Source organism: Granulicella sp. L46, from assembly GCF_009765785.1.
GTDB lineage: Bacteria > Acidobacteriota > Terriglobia > Terriglobales > Acidobacteriaceae > Granulicella.
Genome location: NZ_LMUT01000009.1, coordinates 378,261 through 393,580 on the forward strand (window position 1 = coordinate 378,261; position 15,320 = coordinate 393,580).

The following is a 15,320-nucleotide window of genomic DNA, read 5'->3' on the forward strand; positions in this document are numbered from 1 at the left end:
CTTATTCTAAATGAGTATGGCTACTGCAAACGATGTAGAACGCGCGCGACGGGATGGGCAGTTGTTTGGAATCCCACTTGGGGATCTGGGCTGGTTCCAGTCGCTGATCATGGGGGTCGCCACCGGAATGGCTGCGTTCTTCCTGACGACCTTTGTGTCCATCATGGTCCTGCTGGTCTACATGATGGCGACGGGCAAGCACCCGGACTTCGCGGAAACCTACCGTCTGGCTGGTTTTCCGGTCGGCGTGGTGGTGATGGCGCTGGCGCTTATCTTCCTCGGCGTGCAATGGGCGCGGCGTATGAAGCGCAAGACGCGCAGAACGTAAGCGCAACCACTACAGAGGGCTCACCGCAAAATTCTGCGCCATCCTGGGCGTGCGAACGCGTATCCTAGCCCCACCGGTTTTCTCCATCCTGCACCCCCTCTGAGGAGTTTTTCCCATGGCGAAGTTCGCTAATACCTTGCTGCGCCGAAGCACGACCGCGGCCCTGCTCACTGCAGCAATCGCGGCTGTTTGTTTCGGCGCAAATGCGCAAGACAAGAAGAAGCATGAGGAGGCTAAGCCTGTGCCTTCTTACTACGGCCCGCAGCCTCCGACCGAGACGCTCGACCTCGCGATGTATCAGCGCATCCGCGAAGAAGGCTTTCAGCATGGCAAGGTGATGGACTTCGCCGAGGCGCTGAATGACGGCATCGGCCCGCGCCTTACCGGCTCGCCCAACATGGCCAAGGCGAATGCCTGGACGCGCGATACGTTGACGGCGATTGGATTGTCGAACGCGCATCTTGAAGACTGGGGCGAGTTCGGATTGGGCTGGGCGCAGGTAAATACCTGGGCACGCATGGTCTCGCCTGACCCTGAGCCACTGTGGATGCAGTCCGCGCCGTGGTCTCCTGCAACCAAGGGGCCTGTCAGCGGCGAGATCGTCTACGTGCCGCTCACGGACGCCAAGGAGCTGGACGCGCTGAAGGGTAAGCTCTCCGGCAAGATCGTTCTGCTAGGTTCCACGCGCCCCACCCCCGACATCACCAAGCCGCTCTTCACGCGCTACACCGATGAGGAGCTCAAAGAGATGCAGACGTACGAAGCAGGCCGCTCGTTCTCGCTGAGCAGCCCCGCCTTCCGGACAATGTATGCGCAGCGCATGCAAGCCGCCTCACTGCGCAGACAGGCCGTTGCGATGATGGCGGACGAAGGTGTCCTTGCCATCATCACGCCCAGCCGCGATAGCGAGGATGGGGGCGGTACCGGGATCATCTTCGACGATAACGGCGCCAACCTCGCACGCGATGCGCAGAAGCCCGAGAACGCCGTCAAGATTCCGAACGCCGTGATGATGATTGAGCACTACAACCGCCTCGCGCGGATGGTCCAGCATCATGTGCCTGTCACGCTTGAAGTCAACATTGAGACCAAGGTCACGGGCGAGCATGAGCACGGCTTCGATACCGTCGCTGAAATCCCGGGCACCGATCCCGAGTTGAAGGACCAGGTCGTCATGGTCGGTGGGCATCTCGACAGCTGGATCTCCGGCACCGGGGCAACCGACAATGGCGCAGGCACGGTCGTTGCGATGGAGGCGGTGCGCATCCTCAAGGCGCTCGATCTGCATCCGCGGCGTACTATTCGCATCGCGCTTTGGAGCGGTGAGGAGGAAGGCCTCTTCGGCTCGCAGGGCTATGTGAAGCAGCACTTCGGCAGCTTCGCTCCGCCGGCTACGCCTGATCCCGCCGGCATCCCCAGCTTCATGGGGCATCATGGCGCGTTCAACCCCACGCCTGAGTGGGACAAGCTTGACGCTTACTACAACCTCGATAACGGCACCGGCAAGGTGCGTGGTGTGTATACGCAGGGCAACTTCGCTATCGCGCCGATCTTCGCTCAGTGGATCGCGCCGCTCGCGGATCTAGGGGTTACGACGATCACGAATCGCAACACCGGCGGCACCGATCACCTGTCGTTCGATGCGGTCGGGCTGCCCGGCTTCCAGTACATCCAGGATCCGATGGACTACGAGACGCGCACGCATCACTCCGACATGGACACTGTCGATCGCCTCCACCAGGGCGATCTTGAACAGGCGGCCGTCGTCGAAGCGATCTTCCTGTGGAACACCAGCCAGCGCGACGCGATGATGCCGCGCAAGCCGTATCCTCATCCCGAGCTCGATCAGAAGATGAATGCCCCGCTCAAGGGCATCTATCCGAACGCCGTCGAGTAAGCCTCATCTGGCACCCAACCAGCGGCGAAGACTTCGGTCTTCGCCGCTGTTCTTTGGGATCCATCCAAGGCTGTCATCTCGACCGAAGCGCAGCGCAATGGAGAGATCCCTGCATTCCGCTAAAACGCCTCAGGCTTATGAAGTTCACCAGAGAACGGTTCCACAGGCGTTCCCCACTCCGCGCTGAGGTCGCGCCACGCGGGATTACTCCCGACAATCAGGGCAACCTTCTTAATCCGGGACCATCGCTTCAATTGTTTTTCGCGAGCGATCGCGACTTGGATATCGCTATATCGTTCGAAGTAAACCAGGCGCTTGATGTTATATCGTGCACTGAAGCTTTCGGGAAACACATGATCTTTGTGCTCGGAGATTCTCTTTTCAAGCTTGGTCGTGAGCCCGATATACAGGCACTTCGAATTGCCACTGAGGATGTAAACGTAGGCAAATGTTTCCATAGTCTCGAAGTATGATCGCTACAGCGTTCGGAATGCAGTGATCTCTCCACTACGCTTCGCTTCGGTCGAGATGACAAAGCTGGGACTTCGTCCAAGGATGGAAGTCCGCGTTATAGTAGCTGGCATGAAGTTGATCCCCCACCCGCGATCCACAACGCTGCTGCTAGCCATTGACCTGGTGGGCACGGGATTGTTTGCTGCCGAAGGGGCTTCCGTGGCCGTCAATGCCAGGCTGGACCTTTTGGGCGTGCTGGTGATTGCGATCGTCACGGCGACCGGGGGCGGGATTATTCGCGACGTTCTTCTTGGGGATGCTCCGCCGAGCTCCATGCGGGACTGGCGCTATTTCTCCATCGCCCTGGTGGCAGGAGCCAGTGTTTTCCTTGTGCATTCCGCCACTCATTTTGAAAACTCTTCGTTGATTACGCTGCTGGACGCTGCGGGTCTGAGCTTTTTTGCTGTCGCCGGTGCAGCCAAGGCAGTCCAGTTTGGTCTGACTCCACTGCTCTGCATCATGCTGGGCGGGATTACCGGTGTGGGGGGCGGAGCGATCCGCGACGTATTGATCAGCCGTGTGCCCATGGTGCTTCGCGGCGATATCTATGCCACTGCGGCCTTGCTCGGTGCGGCCGTTACCGTGATCTGCCTCCGGCTGAAAGTTCCTCCTGCCATCGCCAGCAGTTTGGGGATTGTCTCCTGCTTTGTGCTTCGCATGCTGGCCGTGCATTTCCATTGGAATTTGCCGGGGGCTGTTCCTGCGAATCCTTCATGAAGCCGTCACCACGCTTCTTTGTGAGCCTCGCAGGCTAGCCGTAACATCGAAGAGGCATGCCGACCCAGTTCACTCCCGAAGCCATGAAGTTTCTCCGCGGGCTCGCGCGCAACAACGACCGCGAGTGGTTCGAAGCGCGCCGCTCCACGTACGAGCGCGCCCTGAAGGCCCCAATGCTGGCGCTGATCGAGGAGATCAACGCCAGCATGATCGACTTCGCGCCCGAGCACGTGCGCCCACCCCACAAGGTCGCTATGCGGATCTATCGCGACATTCGTTTCAGCCCGAACAAGCAGCCCTACAAGACGCACCTCTCTGCATGGTGGTCGCGCCGTGGCATGGAGAAGACCTCCGGTGGCGGCTTCTACCTGCAGATCAGCCCGCAACAGGTGATGATCGCCGCCGGCGTCTACATGCCTGAGCGCGAGCAGCTCCTGGCTCTTCGCCGGTGGATGAGTGCGCACCATGAAAGCTATCGCGCCACGCTCAAGAAGCTGCTGAAGTCACGTGGTGCCGGCATCGAGCTCAGCGAGAGTGAAGCGCTCACTCGCATGCCCAAAGGCTTTGACCGCGATGATCCAGCCGACGAACTGGTCCGCGCCAAGAGCTGGGGCGTGCGTGCGTGGCTGCCTGGAGAGGCCGCGCTCGAACCTACACTCACTCGCGAGATCGTGCGCAGATTCCGCTTGATGACTCCGATGGTCGACACGCTCAACGACGCGATTCTGTACCGCGACGAGGACGCTGCGAGTCGAGCATCGATGAGCACCTCGAAGCGTTTCTTCTGAGCACAATCAAACGAAAAACCTGTGAATATGCGCTCTTAAGGGATCAAATTCGGAAACAACCATCAAATATCTGTGGAAATGGGTGATTTGACGTTGACAAAGCGTTCAAGAAGGTTGAAGGTGAACATCGGCGCGGTTCTCCGCACCCGCATGAACACTGGCGATTGCCACCTCGTAAAAGCTTCCGGCTAAGTCCGGTGGAAGACGGAACGGGAGGCCGTCAGAGGCAGGTCGGGAGATGAGCCAAGGCTCACACTCAATCCGCTTTATCTATTTCTTATTTACTTGAACGAAGGAGAAACAATATGGCAAAGGGAATTACAAAGACACAGCTGGTCCGCCTCCTCGCGGAGAAGCTCGAGCTCACCAACAAGCAGACCGCAGCATTCCTCGAGCTCCTGGCCGAGACCGCTGTGAAGGAGACCAAGAAGTCGGGCGAGTTCACGATCCCCGGCATCGGCAAGCTCGTCAAGGCTGAGCGCAAGGCTCGCATCGGTCGCAATCCGCAGACCGGCGAGGCCATCAAGATCAAGGCCAAGACCGTTGTGAAGTTCCGCGTGGCCAAGGTTGCCAAGGACACGATCGCTCCGCCCAAGAAGTAACGAGCGTCTCGCTAACGAGTGCCCTAATACTTCGGGTTTAGTTTTTGGGTCTTGTGGAGGCTAGTGAGAAGGGCCGGAGAATCGACGCGCATTGCGTCGGCTCTCCGGCCCTTTTGACGTTCTTAGCGAACCTGAGCGACAGCCGGCGCATCCTGCGTGGCGCGCGGCAGAAATGCTCGCACCACCAGCGCCAGTCCCACCGAAATAATCAGCCCCTGCCGCAGCGGCTGCGCGTTGAAGCTCCATCCAAACACTGCCAGCACCAGGAACACTGCGACAAAATAAATCTCGCCCAACAGCGCCTGCACCCAATGCGGTCGTACTCCTGCCGACGCGATTTGTGGTTTCGTCGCAGGCAAAAAGCGCGGCACGGCCTTTTTGTAGTCGAGATACGCTTGCCCAAACTGCGCGGTGAGGAACGGCTCTTCTGCCAGCGCCAGCCGCACCTGGAAGATCCACAGCAGCACTACCGCGAACACCGCGCCGCTTGGTGGCATGAGAATCGTCACCCCCAGCATGTGCAGCAGCGTGCCCAGGTAGAGCGGATTGCGCGTGCGACGATAGGGGCCATCCGCCAGCATCGTCTCGCCGTGCATGGTCGGCGATTTCACGATGCTTGACCCCACGTAGGCCGATCCCCACACCCGCAGCCACGCGCCAAGGCCCGTCAGCAGCAGGGCGACCACGAGCAGCGTAATCGTCGCCGCATCAAACGCCAGCCATCCCTGCTTGGTCAGCGCCGTGGACAGGACCAGCCACGTCGAGCTCGTCGTGAACCCTGGTACACCCGCCAGCGAATGCATGAACAGCCACGGCGCTGTGAAGCCAAGAATGTAAATGAGCGCGTGAATCGCGAAGCGGAAACGATACTCAAAACGTGTAGCCTGCATCAGAAACTGTTCTCCATCATGTTGGATTCCATGGGCGACGCAATCGATGCGGCTGCAGCTCCTGCGATCAGTTTGTCGACAGCCGCCGGTTGGGATTCATCCTTGTAGATCACGCCTGCCTTCATTACGAAGGGCACGTGCTGCAGGATCTTCACATCTGCAAGCGGGTCGCCCTTCACTGCGATGACGTCCGCCCACTTGCCCGGCTCGAGCGATCCGACCTTGTCGGTCCATCCCATCAGGTCTGCGGCGTTCAGCGTTGCCGTTTGCAGCGCGGCCAGCGGCGTCATCCCAAACTGGTTCACGTACACGTCTAGCTCATGCGCATTCAACCCATGCGGATAGACCGCTGCATCCGTTCCGCAGGCCACCTTAACGCCCGCCTTGATGGCGCGGATCGCGTTCTTCTTCTCCACCGCGCTCACGTCCTTCATCTTCTGCGCGTAGAACGGCGGGAGGTTGCCATATTGCTGTACCCAGTCGATTAGGTACGCGGTCGGCACAAAGTAGGTGCCATGCTTCAGCATCATGGTAATGTCGGCGTCGTCCATATAGCTGCCGTGCTCGATGGAATCGACGCCAGCCTCTGACGCCCACAGGATCGCCTGCGCTCCATGCGCGTGCGCGGCCACTTTGCGGCCGAGGCGATGCGCGTCTGCCACGATCGCCTGCATCTCCTCCAACGTGTACTGCGATGCCTGAGGGTCATCGCCCTTCGACAATACACCGCCCGACGCGCCAATCTTGATCAGGTCCGCGCCGTACTTGATGTTGTTCCGGACCATATGCTGCACCGCCGGAATCCCGTCCGCTACGCCCTCGCCTTGCACGTGATATTGCTCGGGCAGCAGGTTCTCATCCATGTGCCCGCCCGTAATTCCCAGCGCCGGCCCGGACACCATCATGTGTGGTCCGGGAATGTGTCCTGCATTGATCTCGTCGCGGAGTGCCACGTCGGTGAAGCCGTTCGCCCCCACATTACGCACCGTCGTGAAGCCAGCCTCGAGCGTGGTCTTCGCGTTCTCAACGCCAAGAATCGCTTCCTTCGCTGGCGTCATCGTTAGCTCAAAGTATGGATCGAAGTTCGTCGCCATCGTGAGGTGCGTGTGCACGTCGATAAGGCCGGGCAATAACGTGTACGCCGTCAGATCGACGACGCGATCGCCTGGCCCTGCCGGTGTCGCACTGGTCGCCGCAATTCCCACGATCTTATCGCCGGTGATGATGACGGTCTCGTCCGCGGCTTCCTTGCCGGTATGGACATCAAGTACGCGTCCAGCGCGCAGCAGCGTGCGTCCAGTGGTCGGCTGATAGGTCGGTTGAGCGAAGGCCGTGGCAGCAGCAAGGCCAAACATAGCGAGCGGGAGAAGCATGCGGCGCATCATGAACCTCTGTGATTGGAAGTGGATGTACACGGCCCCGAGCCGAAGCTCAAATCGCGGTCAGCGCAAACCTATACGCCTGGCGTATCGCCCAGCGCCGTCAGGATCGCGTCAAAGTCTTCTACGCCGGAGTACTCGATGATCACGCGACCCTTACCCTTCTTGTCCTCGATCGTGACCTTGAGGCCCAGGCGGCGACGCAGTGTATCCTGCGCCTCGCGGACGTTCGGATCTACCACCTCCGCGGGCTTCGCTGGCTTGGCTTTCGATTCCGGGTTCAACAGCCCCTGCACATAGTTCTCGGTCGCCCGCACGGACAGATGGAGCGCCAGCACCTTCTGAGCGGCGGCGAGGATAGCCTCGGGCGATTCGAGCGCAAGCAGTGCCCGCGCATGCCCGAAGCTCAGCTCGCCGAGCTCCACGTGGCGCTGCACTGATTCTGGTAACTTCAACAAACGAAGGAAGTTAGAGACGCTTGCCCGATCCTTGCCGGTGCGCTCTGCCATCTGCTCCTGGGTCATATGGAAGTCCCGGCTCAGCCGCACATAGGCATGCGCCTGTTCCATCGGGTTCAGATCCGCGCGCTGCAGGTTTTCGACGATCGTCATTTCCATCGACTGCAGATTCGATACCTCGCGCACAATCGCAGGGATGGTCGTCTTGCCAGCCTTCTTGCTGGCCAGCAGCCGACGCTCGCCCGTAATCAGCGTGTAGCGCCCATCCTGCCGATGGTTTACCCCGTGCCGCACAACGATTGGCTGCACCACGCCCGACGCAGTAATCGAGATCGCCAACTCTGCCAGCTTGGCTTCATCGAAGTTCGTGCGGGTCTGGAACGGGTTGCGGTCAATCAACTCGACGTCGATCTCCAGCGGCTTGCCGGTCGACTCCACCGCTGCCGGGGCAACCGGGATTGGCGCTGATGCAGCCTGCCTGGAAGGCAGCAGCGACTCCAGGCCTTTACCCAGCGCCCGCGGCTTGCTCGTTTGCGCCTTACCGTGTTGATCAAGTTGATTCGCCATTGTCTTATCCGATCCCCGCCTGTCAAAAATAAACTCGTTTGGTCCAAGCCGTGCCGCTGTGCAGCCGGTCTGAAGCGAAAACCGCTACTTGCGAAACGGCCAAATTCCCTTCGACTCGCCAATGCTTTCGAGGACGGCGAAGTTCGGCTTCGGTCCCTGCTTTTTGGCAGGCTTCATGCCGTTCCGGTCCAGCAGCTCCAGCGCCAGGTTCCGATAGGCCTCGGCGCCGCGCGACCGCGGATCGTACAGCGCGACCGGCTTACCGTGGCTGGGAGCCTCCGCGAGCCGGATATTGCGCGGAATGGTCGTCTTGAACAGCTTGTCTTCGAAGAAGTTCTGGAGATTATCCCGGACCTGCTGCGAAAGGTTGGTGCGGTCGTCAAACATCGTCAGAAGCACGCCCTCAATCGAAAGCTCAGGGTTGAAGCTGGCCGATACGCGGTCCAGCGTCGCCATCAGCTCGGAGATGCCCTCCAGCGCGAAATACTCAGCCTGCATCGGCACCAGCAGGGTGTCGGCCGCGACCAGGGAGTTTAGGGTAAGCAGATCCAGCGCTGGCGGGCAATCCAGGAAGATAAAGGGATAGTCGTTCCGGGCCGGCTCCAGGGCCTCGCGCAACCGATGCTCTCGGCGCTCCACGCCCACTAGCTCCACATTCGCGCCAATCATGTTCTTTGTGCCGGGGATCAGCGACAGCTTTGGCACGTCCGTCGGCACAATCACCTCGCTGGCGGTGGCATTTCCCAGCAACAGGTCATACACGGAGAGGCGCTCCTCATCGCGGGAGAAGCCCAGCCCTCCGGTAGTATTGGCCTGCGGATCGACATCGAGCAGCAATACTGGCACGCCTTCGAGCGCAACGGCTGCCGCCAGGTTGATCGCGGTCGTGGTTTTGCCGACGCCACCCTTTTGGTTGACGATGGCGATGACCTTACTGCGGTGCGTAGGGGTCTGCGGGGAGGGCGGGTTCGGTGCTTCGTTCTGTTCAGACATGGGACGAACCTCAGCCTAGCAGAACGGGCCGCCCAATGTTCCACGTGGAACACTCCAACTGGTGTTCCACGTGGAACATCTGGTTGAAATGCTGTGCAACGCATGAGGAACCTGTGCGTTAGTCGCCCGCTACTCGGTCCGGTGCATCCTAACCCAGCCGGGTCCATCCCCGGGTAGCCGGATGCTCTCTTCGCCATTCGTCGCGTCCGTAGTCAACGCCACCAGCCAGCCGCCTGGCTTTACTCGCCGCCGAGCTTCCGCCATCGCCTGTTCCATGTTGTCGACGGCCCGCAGCGTCACCACATCAAACCGCCTCGGCATCCCGGCGACTTCCGGCATTGCTTCTACGCGTCCTGCCCACACTTCTGTGGTCAGCCCGAGCGTCCGGACCGCCTCCCGTAGAAACGACGCCTTCTTCCCCTGAGACTCCGCTAGCGTCACCCGCAATCCCGGCAACAATAACTGGATGGGCAGCCCCGGAAATCCGGCACCGGAACCGAAGTCCAGCAGGCTTGCATCCTGCGCCACACGCCCGCCGACCTGCACCCCGGCAAACAGACTCTCGCCAAAGTGCCGTCGCACCATCTCCTCGGGTTCCCGAATCGCCGTGAGGTTGGTCCGCGCATTCCACTTCACCAGCAGGTCCAGGTATACCGAAAGCTGGCCATACATGCCCGCCGGTACCGCAGCCTCTTCCAGGTATGGTCCGACCAACTCCGCGATTCTGCTCTCTGAAAGAGTCGCCACGGCAGCTACTGTGCCGCGCTTTCCGTTGTGTGGGCTACATCTACCCCCGCCGCTTCCACACGCCGCGCCTCTTCCACTAGCCGCGCGAATAGTGCTCGGCTAGCCGCGCTGATCTCGAAACTCCGCTCGGGATGCCATTGGACGCCCAGCACGAACTGTTTTGCCGCTAGATGTTCCACGTGGAACACCGAGTCGTCGGCGTCCATTTCGACCGCCTCGATCACGCCATCCTCCGGGGAACGCGCCACAATCCGCAGTCCGGCTCCGGGGGCCGCCACCGACTGGTGATGACTGGTATTGATGGGCAGCCGCAGGAAGCCATCCACCTCTGGCGCTTCGTCCTCCGTAAGTAACGACGCCAACAGGCTGTCTCTCGCCACCAGAGCGGTGTGCGCGATCGCTACCTTGCTCCCCGCGCTGTGATTCACTGGCAGCGGCGTCAGGTCCTGAATCAGCGACCCCCCGCGCCATACATTCAGCGATTGCACCCCAAAGCAAATCCCCAGTACCGGCTTTCCATGCTTCTCCGCGTCATCCAGCAGGAGGTAGTCGACGGTCTCCCGAGCTGGGTCGGCAGCTGCCGTCGACGGATACCGATCTGCTCCGTAGAGCGCCGGGTCGACATCAGCCGGACTTCCGGGCAGCAATACCCCTTCGCAGCTGGAGATCAACTCCCGCAGCATCGTAATCGGCAGGTCAAGCGGAATCGCCACGGGCTCTCCACCTGAAAGCGTCACTGCCCGCGCATAGCTTGGCCACGAGCGCTGGTTATAGGGCACATCGGTTGAGGTCGGCACCGGAATCGCAATGCGTGGCGTCATAAATCGTCCCCTAGAAACAGGGTACAAGACTCAAGCCACCCCATAACTCGACGCTCCTAAAAGATTTCCCGCCACCGCTCTCCCGCCTGTTAACCAACTAGTTACCCAAAATGCAAAAATGCCCTGTACGCAGCTCGAGCGCCGCGCACAGGGCAAATGCTTGTCTCAACGAGTCTCGCTACTGTTTTGGCGCGCCGGTCAACAGCGTGTCAAATTCAGGATTACCGTGCAGCGTGGCGAGCTGCTGATCCTGCTGCAGCTGCTTCCGGTCGTTGAACCCTTCATTGATCGCCTTATGCAGGTACAGGATTGCTTGCACCTTCATTCCCGCGTGCGCATAGATCTCCGCAAAGGTCAGATAAATCTTGGCCAGTTCTTGTGGCGATTCCGTCTGCGTTATGCCGTTGAGAGCGATCTCCTCGAAGATATCTGGATCCAGTAAGAACGCCTTCTCGTAGGCCTCGGCGCCGTTGCTGTACTGGCGTTCTGCCATGTACACCGCGCCCAGGTTGCTCCAGAACGGTGCAGTCGCTGCGTCCAGTTTGATCGACTTCTTATATAGCTGCTGCGCCCTTTTGTTGTCGTTCTCGTGGAAGTAGACGGTTCCCAGATTGTTGTAGGGTGCGGCAAACTTGCGGTCCAACTTGGTCGCCTGGCCATAGTTGGCAATCGCGTCCTCGTCTTTGGCCATGCGCTGATAGGCGATGCCGATCTTGTTATAGATCTGGGCGTTTTGCGGTTGAATCTTCCGATACGCCTCAATTGCCTCTGCGTAGTGCCCATGCACCACCATCATGTCTGCCAGCAACTCCGGCGTCACCACGGTAGGCTCAGCGTTCGACGAGGGCGACTGCTGATCCACGTGTCCGAAGTTCAACGCGTTGTGGGTCTGCGCCATCGCGCCGCACGCGAAGACCAGACCGACCACTCCTGTGCAACCAACCAAGCTCATCGTAGTCAACTTCATACGTACCTCCCATTTTGCTGACGTTCAACGCTGTCATCTCAACGCGCGCACTAGACCCGGACGGGATCATCGGACTAGCATGATCCCGATTGGTTCGGCTGGATAGGCCCACTTCCGCAAAATCCACCAGACCACTTTGAATCTAACCCCTTGTCTAGACCTATTTTGCGGTCAAACCAAGCCGAGTGCAGGAGGACGCATGAGACGCCGTGCCTCAAGCTTTGAACTCGTCCTTCCCCCGCGTCCCGAAGGTATGCCCTCCTTCCACTGGCTGCGCAACGCCCTGCGCACCGAGATTCTCAACAGCCGCATCATGCCGGGGTCCAAGCTGCCTGCCAGCCGCGAGTTTGCTCGCCAGTACCAGCTTTCGCGCGGCACGATCCTCGCCGCACTCGATGAGCTGCAGGCCGAGGGCTATCTTGAAGGCCGCCGCGGCTCGGGCACCTATGTCTCGCAGATCCTGCCTGAGCATCTAGCCCCTGCGCAACAGATCGCCGACGAAGATCTCGGCGCGACCACGCCACCCGGACCGCATCTTTCCGCGTTCGCCACGCGGGTGCGTCCGTTCACGCTGCAGGTGAGGCCGGAGAACAGCGCGTTCCGCACGAACCTTCCCGCGCTCGACCTCTTTCCCACTACGTTGTGGGCGCAGCTTTCCGGCCGGCGTCTACGCTCCGCGACTACGCGCGACCTGCTTGGTTGCGAAGCCCAGGGGTATCGTCCGTTGCGCGAGGCGATCGCCGATTACGCGCATAGCTCGCGCGGCATTCAGTGCGCGCCCGAGCAGGTCATCGTCGTCTCCGGCGTGCAGGAGGGCCTCGATCTCGCGGCGCGCCTGCTGCTCAATCCCGGCGACAAGGCGCTGGTCGAAGACCCCGGCTACCAGGGCGCGTACGCTGTCTTCGCCGCAATCGGCGCACGCATTGTCTCCATGCGGCTGGACGCTGAAGGAGCGGCACCGAAGGAAGCCGATGTTCGCGGCTGCCGCTTTGTCTACGTCACGCCCGGCCACCAATATCCCGTCGGCATGACGATGAGTCTGCAGCGTCGCCTGCAACTTCTCGCCTGGGCTAAGAAGTATGGCACGTCTATCTTCGAGGACGACTACGACAGCGAGTTCCGCTTCTCCGGCCGCCCAATTCCAGCCATGCAGGGCCTCGATCACGCCGGCAAGGTCATCTTCTGCGGCAGCTTCAACAAGGTAATGTTCCCTTCGCTGCGGCTAGGCTACCTCGTGGTTCCGCGCAATCTCATCGACGTGTTTGCCTACACCAAGGCGATGACCACGCGCCATCAATCGCTTCTCGACCAGGCAGTGCTGTGCGATTTTATCGAGCAGGGACACCTTGGCCGGCATCTGCGCCGCATGCGCAAGATCTATCAAGAGCGTTACAACATCCTCCGCGAGTCTGCGCCACAACATCTTGCCGAGTATCTCGAGATCGCCACGATCGAAGCCGGCATGCAGACCATCGGGCGTCTCCGCACCAGCCTGATCAACCAGGGCATTACTGCCGAGATGGTTGCGCAGCGCGCGGCGTTGGTCGACATCGACGTCGTCCCTCTGAGCCGCTACTGTCACTCGGCCACCACTTCCGAGGCGCTTCAAATCGGCTTTGCCGCGGTGCACGAGAAGGAAATTCATCGCGGCGTCCTCAAGCTGGCCAGCATATTTGACCATATCAAGGCCGAGCGCCTACCGCCTCCACCCTCCACTTTTAGCCGGAATTTGGTTTGACGGATCGCGTTCGGGTGGAGAATACTAGTGCTTCTCGCAGCGAAGGGCCGAAGGGGCTATCTTCCTGTCCTTAGAGCACGAAGAGTTGTAAGGATTCTCTACCGAGCCGTTAGTCGTCAGCCCCACAACGGGCACGCGCAGGAGGGTTCGTCGTTCGCTCTACCAGGCTGGCCTGCTCCTCCGAGACCGTCCCGTAACAACCGTCCCAACGCGTACAGACATCTCCCACATCTGGTGGAGGCAGTGTTCGTGCCTCCATTCCGCTCTAACCGCAGGATCAACCGAAGGCCAGTAAAGGAGAACTGCTATGAGTGCTATCACTGATTTGTTGGTACAGAAAACCGGTCTCAGCCCCGATAAGGCTGTCGAAGTCGAACAGGTCGTTCTGGCGCACGTTATGTCCTGCGTTCCGGCGGAATTCCAGGGAATGCTTAGCTCGGCCATCGGCTGCGCAGCCCCCGAAGCAGCAGCGGCAGGTCAGCCCGCCAGCTCAGGTGGCATTGGCAGCCTGATCGGCGAAGCCACCAGCTTCTTCGGCAAGAAGAGCTAACCCGCGCCGCTCTCCCGTACGGATGCCGCCTTTTCGCAGAGTCATTCGGTGTTTGTACCCAACCTCTATTACCGGATTCGCAAGAGCCCGCCTGCCCGCAATTCATCTTCGGAGACACGCATGAAGTTCAATCGCCTCACCTCCACGCTCCTCATCCTCGCCTCTTCCGCGTTGTTCGCTGCCCTGCCCGCTGTCACCCAGCAATCTAAGTCAGGGACCCCTCCTTCTGCTGCTGCCTCCATGGGACTGGTAGACCTCAACACCGCTTCCGCTGCTGAGCTCAAGGCACTTCCTGGTGTTGGCGATACGTATGCCTCAAAGATCATCGCCGGCCGTCCGTACGCCAATAAGACTCAACTCAAGACCAAGGGCATCGTTCCGGCCGCCACCTACAACAAGATCAGCAAGCTCGTGATCGCAGGCCAGGGTAAGTAGTCGCACGGTTACTCCTCGCCGAACGTATTGTTCGGCTATCCTTGCGAGCGGAAGTCTCCTAGCTTCCGCTCGCCCGTCAAAAAAATTCTAAGGAGCTCCCTCACCATGAAGACCAACCTCATCAAGATCATCACGCTGGGCTCACTACTCTCGGCCAGCCTCGCCTTCGCACAACCACTGAAGGCGCAGACCACCACTACGACGCCCGCCACCACGTCCACCCCTGCGGAAACGAAGGCGCAGAAGAAGGCTGCCGCCAAGGCGGCCAAGGCAGCGGCGGCGACATCAACCACTACAGCGAAGCCCGCCCCTACACCGGCACCGATGAAGGCGAGCAAGAGCGCCCCACCCCCGGCGATGGCGCCTTATTCCAAGGGCAAACCTGTAGCAATTCCGGCTGCCAAATCAGCGACGCCAACCACGGCGACGAGCACGACCACCAAGACAACCACCACCGCCGCAGAAACTAAGGCACAGAAGAAAGCCGCGGCCAAGGCAGACGCCGCCGCCGCGCCCGCGCCTATGACGGCGATGAAACCTGCCCCTGCGCCGGCCCCCATGACGGCGATGAAACCGGCTCCCGCGCCGGCACCGACGATGGCGTCCAAGAGCGCAGCCCCCGCGGCGATGGCGCCCTACTCCAAAGGCACTCCTGCAGCAATTCCGGCTGCCAAGGCAGCTGCACCTAAAGCCGCCGCGCCCACCCCGGCGACTTCGAGCGACATCGCTTCCGCGAAGTCCAAGGGACTTGTCTGGGTTAACCTCAACACCAAGGTCTATCACGGCTCCGGTGACAAGGAGTACGGCACCACCAAGAACGGCAAGTTTATGACCGAGGCCGATGCCAAGGCAGCCGGTGCCCGTCAGGCCGCGAAGTAGCTGAAGTGTGAATCAGAAATCTCGAGCCTCACGAAACCAGACACGGCCGAT

At 60.4% G+C, this 15,320-nt stretch carries 17 protein-coding genes; 9 read left to right on the forward strand and 8 right to left on the reverse strand.

The genetic code is table 11. From position 1 onward, the window contains the following. Nucleotides 1-16: 16 nt before the first annotated feature. Nucleotides 17-328 (forward strand): hypothetical protein, encoded by a 312-nt coding sequence (locus GSQ80_RS08415; protein ID WP_158787189.1) that lies wholly within the window; start codon nt 17-19, stop codon nt 326-328. 115 nt (nt 329-443) lie between these two features. Continuing rightward, nucleotides 444-2,225, forward strand: coding sequence for a M20/M25/M40 family metallo-hydrolase (locus GSQ80_RS08420; protein ID WP_158787190.1), 1,782 nt, complete (start codon nt 444-446; stop codon nt 2,223-2,225). Between the two features lie 119 nt (nt 2,226-2,344). Here GSQ80_RS08420 and GSQ80_RS08425 read toward each other — a convergent pair whose 3' ends face one another. After that, nucleotides 2,345-2,683: a GIY-YIG nuclease family protein gene (locus GSQ80_RS08425; protein WP_158787191.1), complete on the reverse strand. Its 339-nt coding sequence runs from the start codon at nt 2,681-2,683 to the stop codon at nt 2,345-2,347. A gap of 124 nt (nt 2,684-2,807) precedes the next feature. Here GSQ80_RS08425 and GSQ80_RS08430 point away from each other — a divergent pair, with 124 nt between their 5' ends. From GSQ80_RS08430 to GSQ80_RS08440, 3 genes are all read left to right on the forward strand, one after another. Next, nucleotides 2,808-3,455 (forward strand): trimeric intracellular cation channel family protein, encoded by a 648-nt coding sequence (locus GSQ80_RS08430; RefSeq protein ID WP_158787192.1) that lies wholly within the window; start codon nt 2,808-2,810, stop codon nt 3,453-3,455. A 56-nt stretch (nt 3,456-3,511) separates the two neighbouring features. Continuing rightward, on the forward strand, nt 3,512-4,243 hold the full coding sequence (locus GSQ80_RS08435) for a DUF2461 domain-containing protein (protein WP_158787193.1): 732 nt from the start codon (nt 3,512-3,514) through the stop codon (nt 4,241-4,243). A 305-nt stretch (nt 4,244-4,548) separates the two neighbouring features. Further along, on the forward strand, nt 4,549-4,845 hold the full coding sequence (locus tag GSQ80_RS08440; RefSeq protein ID WP_158787194.1) for an HU family DNA-binding protein: 297 nt from the start codon (nt 4,549-4,551) through the stop codon (nt 4,843-4,845). 122 nt (nt 4,846-4,967) lie between these two features. Here the strand turns inward: GSQ80_RS08440 and GSQ80_RS08445 are convergent, their stop codons facing one another. The 7 genes from GSQ80_RS08445 to GSQ80_RS08475 all read right to left on the reverse strand — a co-directional run bounded on the left by GSQ80_RS08445 (nt 4,968) and on the right by GSQ80_RS08475 (nt 11,667). Next, complete coding sequence (locus GSQ80_RS08445) at nt 4,968-5,735, reverse strand: isoprenylcysteine carboxylmethyltransferase family protein (RefSeq protein ID WP_254059524.1); 768 nt, start codon at nt 5,733-5,735, stop codon at nt 4,968-4,970. Beyond that, entirely contained in the window at nt 5,735-7,108 is a 1,374-nt protein-coding gene (locus GSQ80_RS08450; RefSeq protein ID WP_158787195.1) for an amidohydrolase family protein, read from the reverse strand. Before GSQ80_RS08450 ends, GSQ80_RS08445 begins: the two co-directional genes overlap by 1 nt. An 80-nt stretch (nt 7,109-7,188) precedes the next feature. After that, the gene (locus tag GSQ80_RS08455; protein WP_158787196.1) at nt 7,189-8,139 is read right to left on the reverse strand and encodes a ParB/RepB/Spo0J family partition protein; all 951 of its coding nucleotides are present in this window, start codon (nt 8,137-8,139) and stop codon (nt 7,189-7,191) included. 84 nt (nt 8,140-8,223) lie between these two features. Next, nucleotides 8,224-9,132, reverse strand: coding sequence for a ParA family protein (locus tag GSQ80_RS08460; RefSeq protein ID WP_158787197.1), 909 nt, complete (start codon nt 9,130-9,132; stop codon nt 8,224-8,226). A gap of 129 nt (nt 9,133-9,261) precedes the next feature. Continuing rightward, nucleotides 9,262-9,879, reverse strand: a complete 618-nt coding sequence (gene rsmG, locus GSQ80_RS08465) for a 16S rRNA (guanine(527)-N(7))-methyltransferase RsmG (protein ID WP_254059525.1) — start codon at nt 9,877-9,879, stop codon at nt 9,262-9,264. A 5-nt stretch (nt 9,880-9,884) separates the two neighbouring features. Further along, the gene (locus GSQ80_RS08470) at nt 9,885-10,700 is read right to left on the reverse strand and encodes a gamma-glutamyl-gamma-aminobutyrate hydrolase family protein (RefSeq protein ID WP_158787198.1); all 816 of its coding nucleotides are present in this window, start codon (nt 10,698-10,700) and stop codon (nt 9,885-9,887) included. A 178-nt stretch (nt 10,701-10,878) separates the two neighbouring features. Then, complete coding sequence (locus GSQ80_RS08475) at nt 10,879-11,667, reverse strand: tetratricopeptide repeat protein (protein ID WP_158787199.1); 789 nt, start codon at nt 11,665-11,667, stop codon at nt 10,879-10,881. Between the two features lie 199 nt (nt 11,668-11,866). Here GSQ80_RS08475 and GSQ80_RS08480 point away from each other — a divergent pair, with 199 nt between their 5' ends. The 4 genes from GSQ80_RS08480 to GSQ80_RS08495 all read left to right on the forward strand — a co-directional run bounded on the left by GSQ80_RS08480 (nt 11,867) and on the right by GSQ80_RS08495 (nt 15,269). Next, nucleotides 11,867-13,405, forward strand: a complete 1,539-nt coding sequence (locus GSQ80_RS08480; RefSeq protein ID WP_158787200.1) for a PLP-dependent aminotransferase family protein — start codon at nt 11,867-11,869, stop codon at nt 13,403-13,405. Nucleotides 13,406-13,712: 307 nt separating this feature from the next. Further along, the gene (locus GSQ80_RS08485; protein WP_158787201.1) at nt 13,713-13,955 is read left to right on the forward strand and encodes a hypothetical protein; all 243 of its coding nucleotides are present in this window, start codon (nt 13,713-13,715) and stop codon (nt 13,953-13,955) included. A 120-nt stretch (nt 13,956-14,075) separates the two neighbouring features. Then, nucleotides 14,076-14,390, forward strand: coding sequence for a helix-hairpin-helix domain-containing protein (locus GSQ80_RS08490; protein WP_158787202.1), 315 nt, complete (start codon nt 14,076-14,078; stop codon nt 14,388-14,390). 105 nt (nt 14,391-14,495) lie between these two features. Further along, nucleotides 14,496-15,269 (forward strand): hypothetical protein, encoded by a 774-nt coding sequence (locus tag GSQ80_RS08495; RefSeq protein WP_158787203.1) that lies wholly within the window; start codon nt 14,496-14,498, stop codon nt 15,267-15,269. Nucleotides 15,270-15,320: the final 51 nt, after the last annotated feature.

Coding starts and splice junctions, on each gene's coding strand:
- GSQ80_RS08470 (WP_158787198.1), bottom strand. CDS start 10,700: ATGACGCCACGCATTGCGATTCCGGTGCCGACCTCAACCGATGTGCCC.
- GSQ80_RS08435 (WP_158787193.1), top strand. CDS start 3,512: ATGCCGACCCAGTTCACTCCCGAAGCCATGAAGTTTCTCCGCGGGCTC.
- GSQ80_RS08480 (WP_158787200.1), top strand. CDS start 11,867: ATGAGACGCCGTGCCTCAAGCTTTGAACTCGTCCTTCCCCCGCGTCCC.
- GSQ80_RS08490 (WP_158787202.1), top strand. CDS start 14,076: ATGAAGTTCAATCGCCTCACCTCCACGCTCCTCATCCTCGCCTCTTCC.
- GSQ80_RS08485 (WP_158787201.1), top strand. CDS start 13,713: ATGAGTGCTATCACTGATTTGTTGGTACAGAAAACCGGTCTCAGCCCC.
- GSQ80_RS08440 (WP_158787194.1), top strand. CDS start 4,549: ATGGCAAAGGGAATTACAAAGACACAGCTGGTCCGCCTCCTCGCGGAG.
- GSQ80_RS08430 (WP_158787192.1), top strand. CDS start 2,808: ATGAAGTTGATCCCCCACCCGCGATCCACAACGCTGCTGCTAGCCATT.
- GSQ80_RS08445 (WP_254059524.1), bottom strand. CDS start 5,735: ATGCAGGCTACACGTTTTGAGTATCGTTTCCGCTTCGCGATTCACGCG.
- GSQ80_RS08420 (WP_158787190.1), top strand. CDS start 444: ATGGCGAAGTTCGCTAATACCTTGCTGCGCCGAAGCACGACCGCGGCC.
- GSQ80_RS08425 (WP_158787191.1), bottom strand. CDS start 2,683: ATGGAAACATTTGCCTACGTTTACATCCTCAGTGGCAATTCGAAGTGC.
- GSQ80_RS08475 (WP_158787199.1), bottom strand. CDS start 11,667: ATGAAGTTGACTACGATGAGCTTGGTTGGTTGCACAGGAGTGGTCGGT.
- GSQ80_RS08455 (WP_158787196.1), bottom strand. CDS start 8,139: ATGGCGAATCAACTTGATCAACACGGTAAGGCGCAAACGAGCAAGCCG.
- GSQ80_RS08450 (WP_158787195.1), bottom strand. CDS start 7,108: ATGCTTCTCCCGCTCGCTATGTTTGGCCTTGCTGCTGCCACGGCCTTC.
- GSQ80_RS08415 (WP_158787189.1), top strand. CDS start 17: ATGGCTACTGCAAACGATGTAGAACGCGCGCGACGGGATGGGCAGTTG.
- GSQ80_RS08495 (WP_158787203.1), top strand. CDS start 14,496: ATGAAGACCAACCTCATCAAGATCATCACGCTGGGCTCACTACTCTCG.
- GSQ80_RS08460 (WP_158787197.1), bottom strand. CDS start 9,132: ATGTCTGAACAGAACGAAGCACCGAACCCGCCCTCCCCGCAGACCCCT.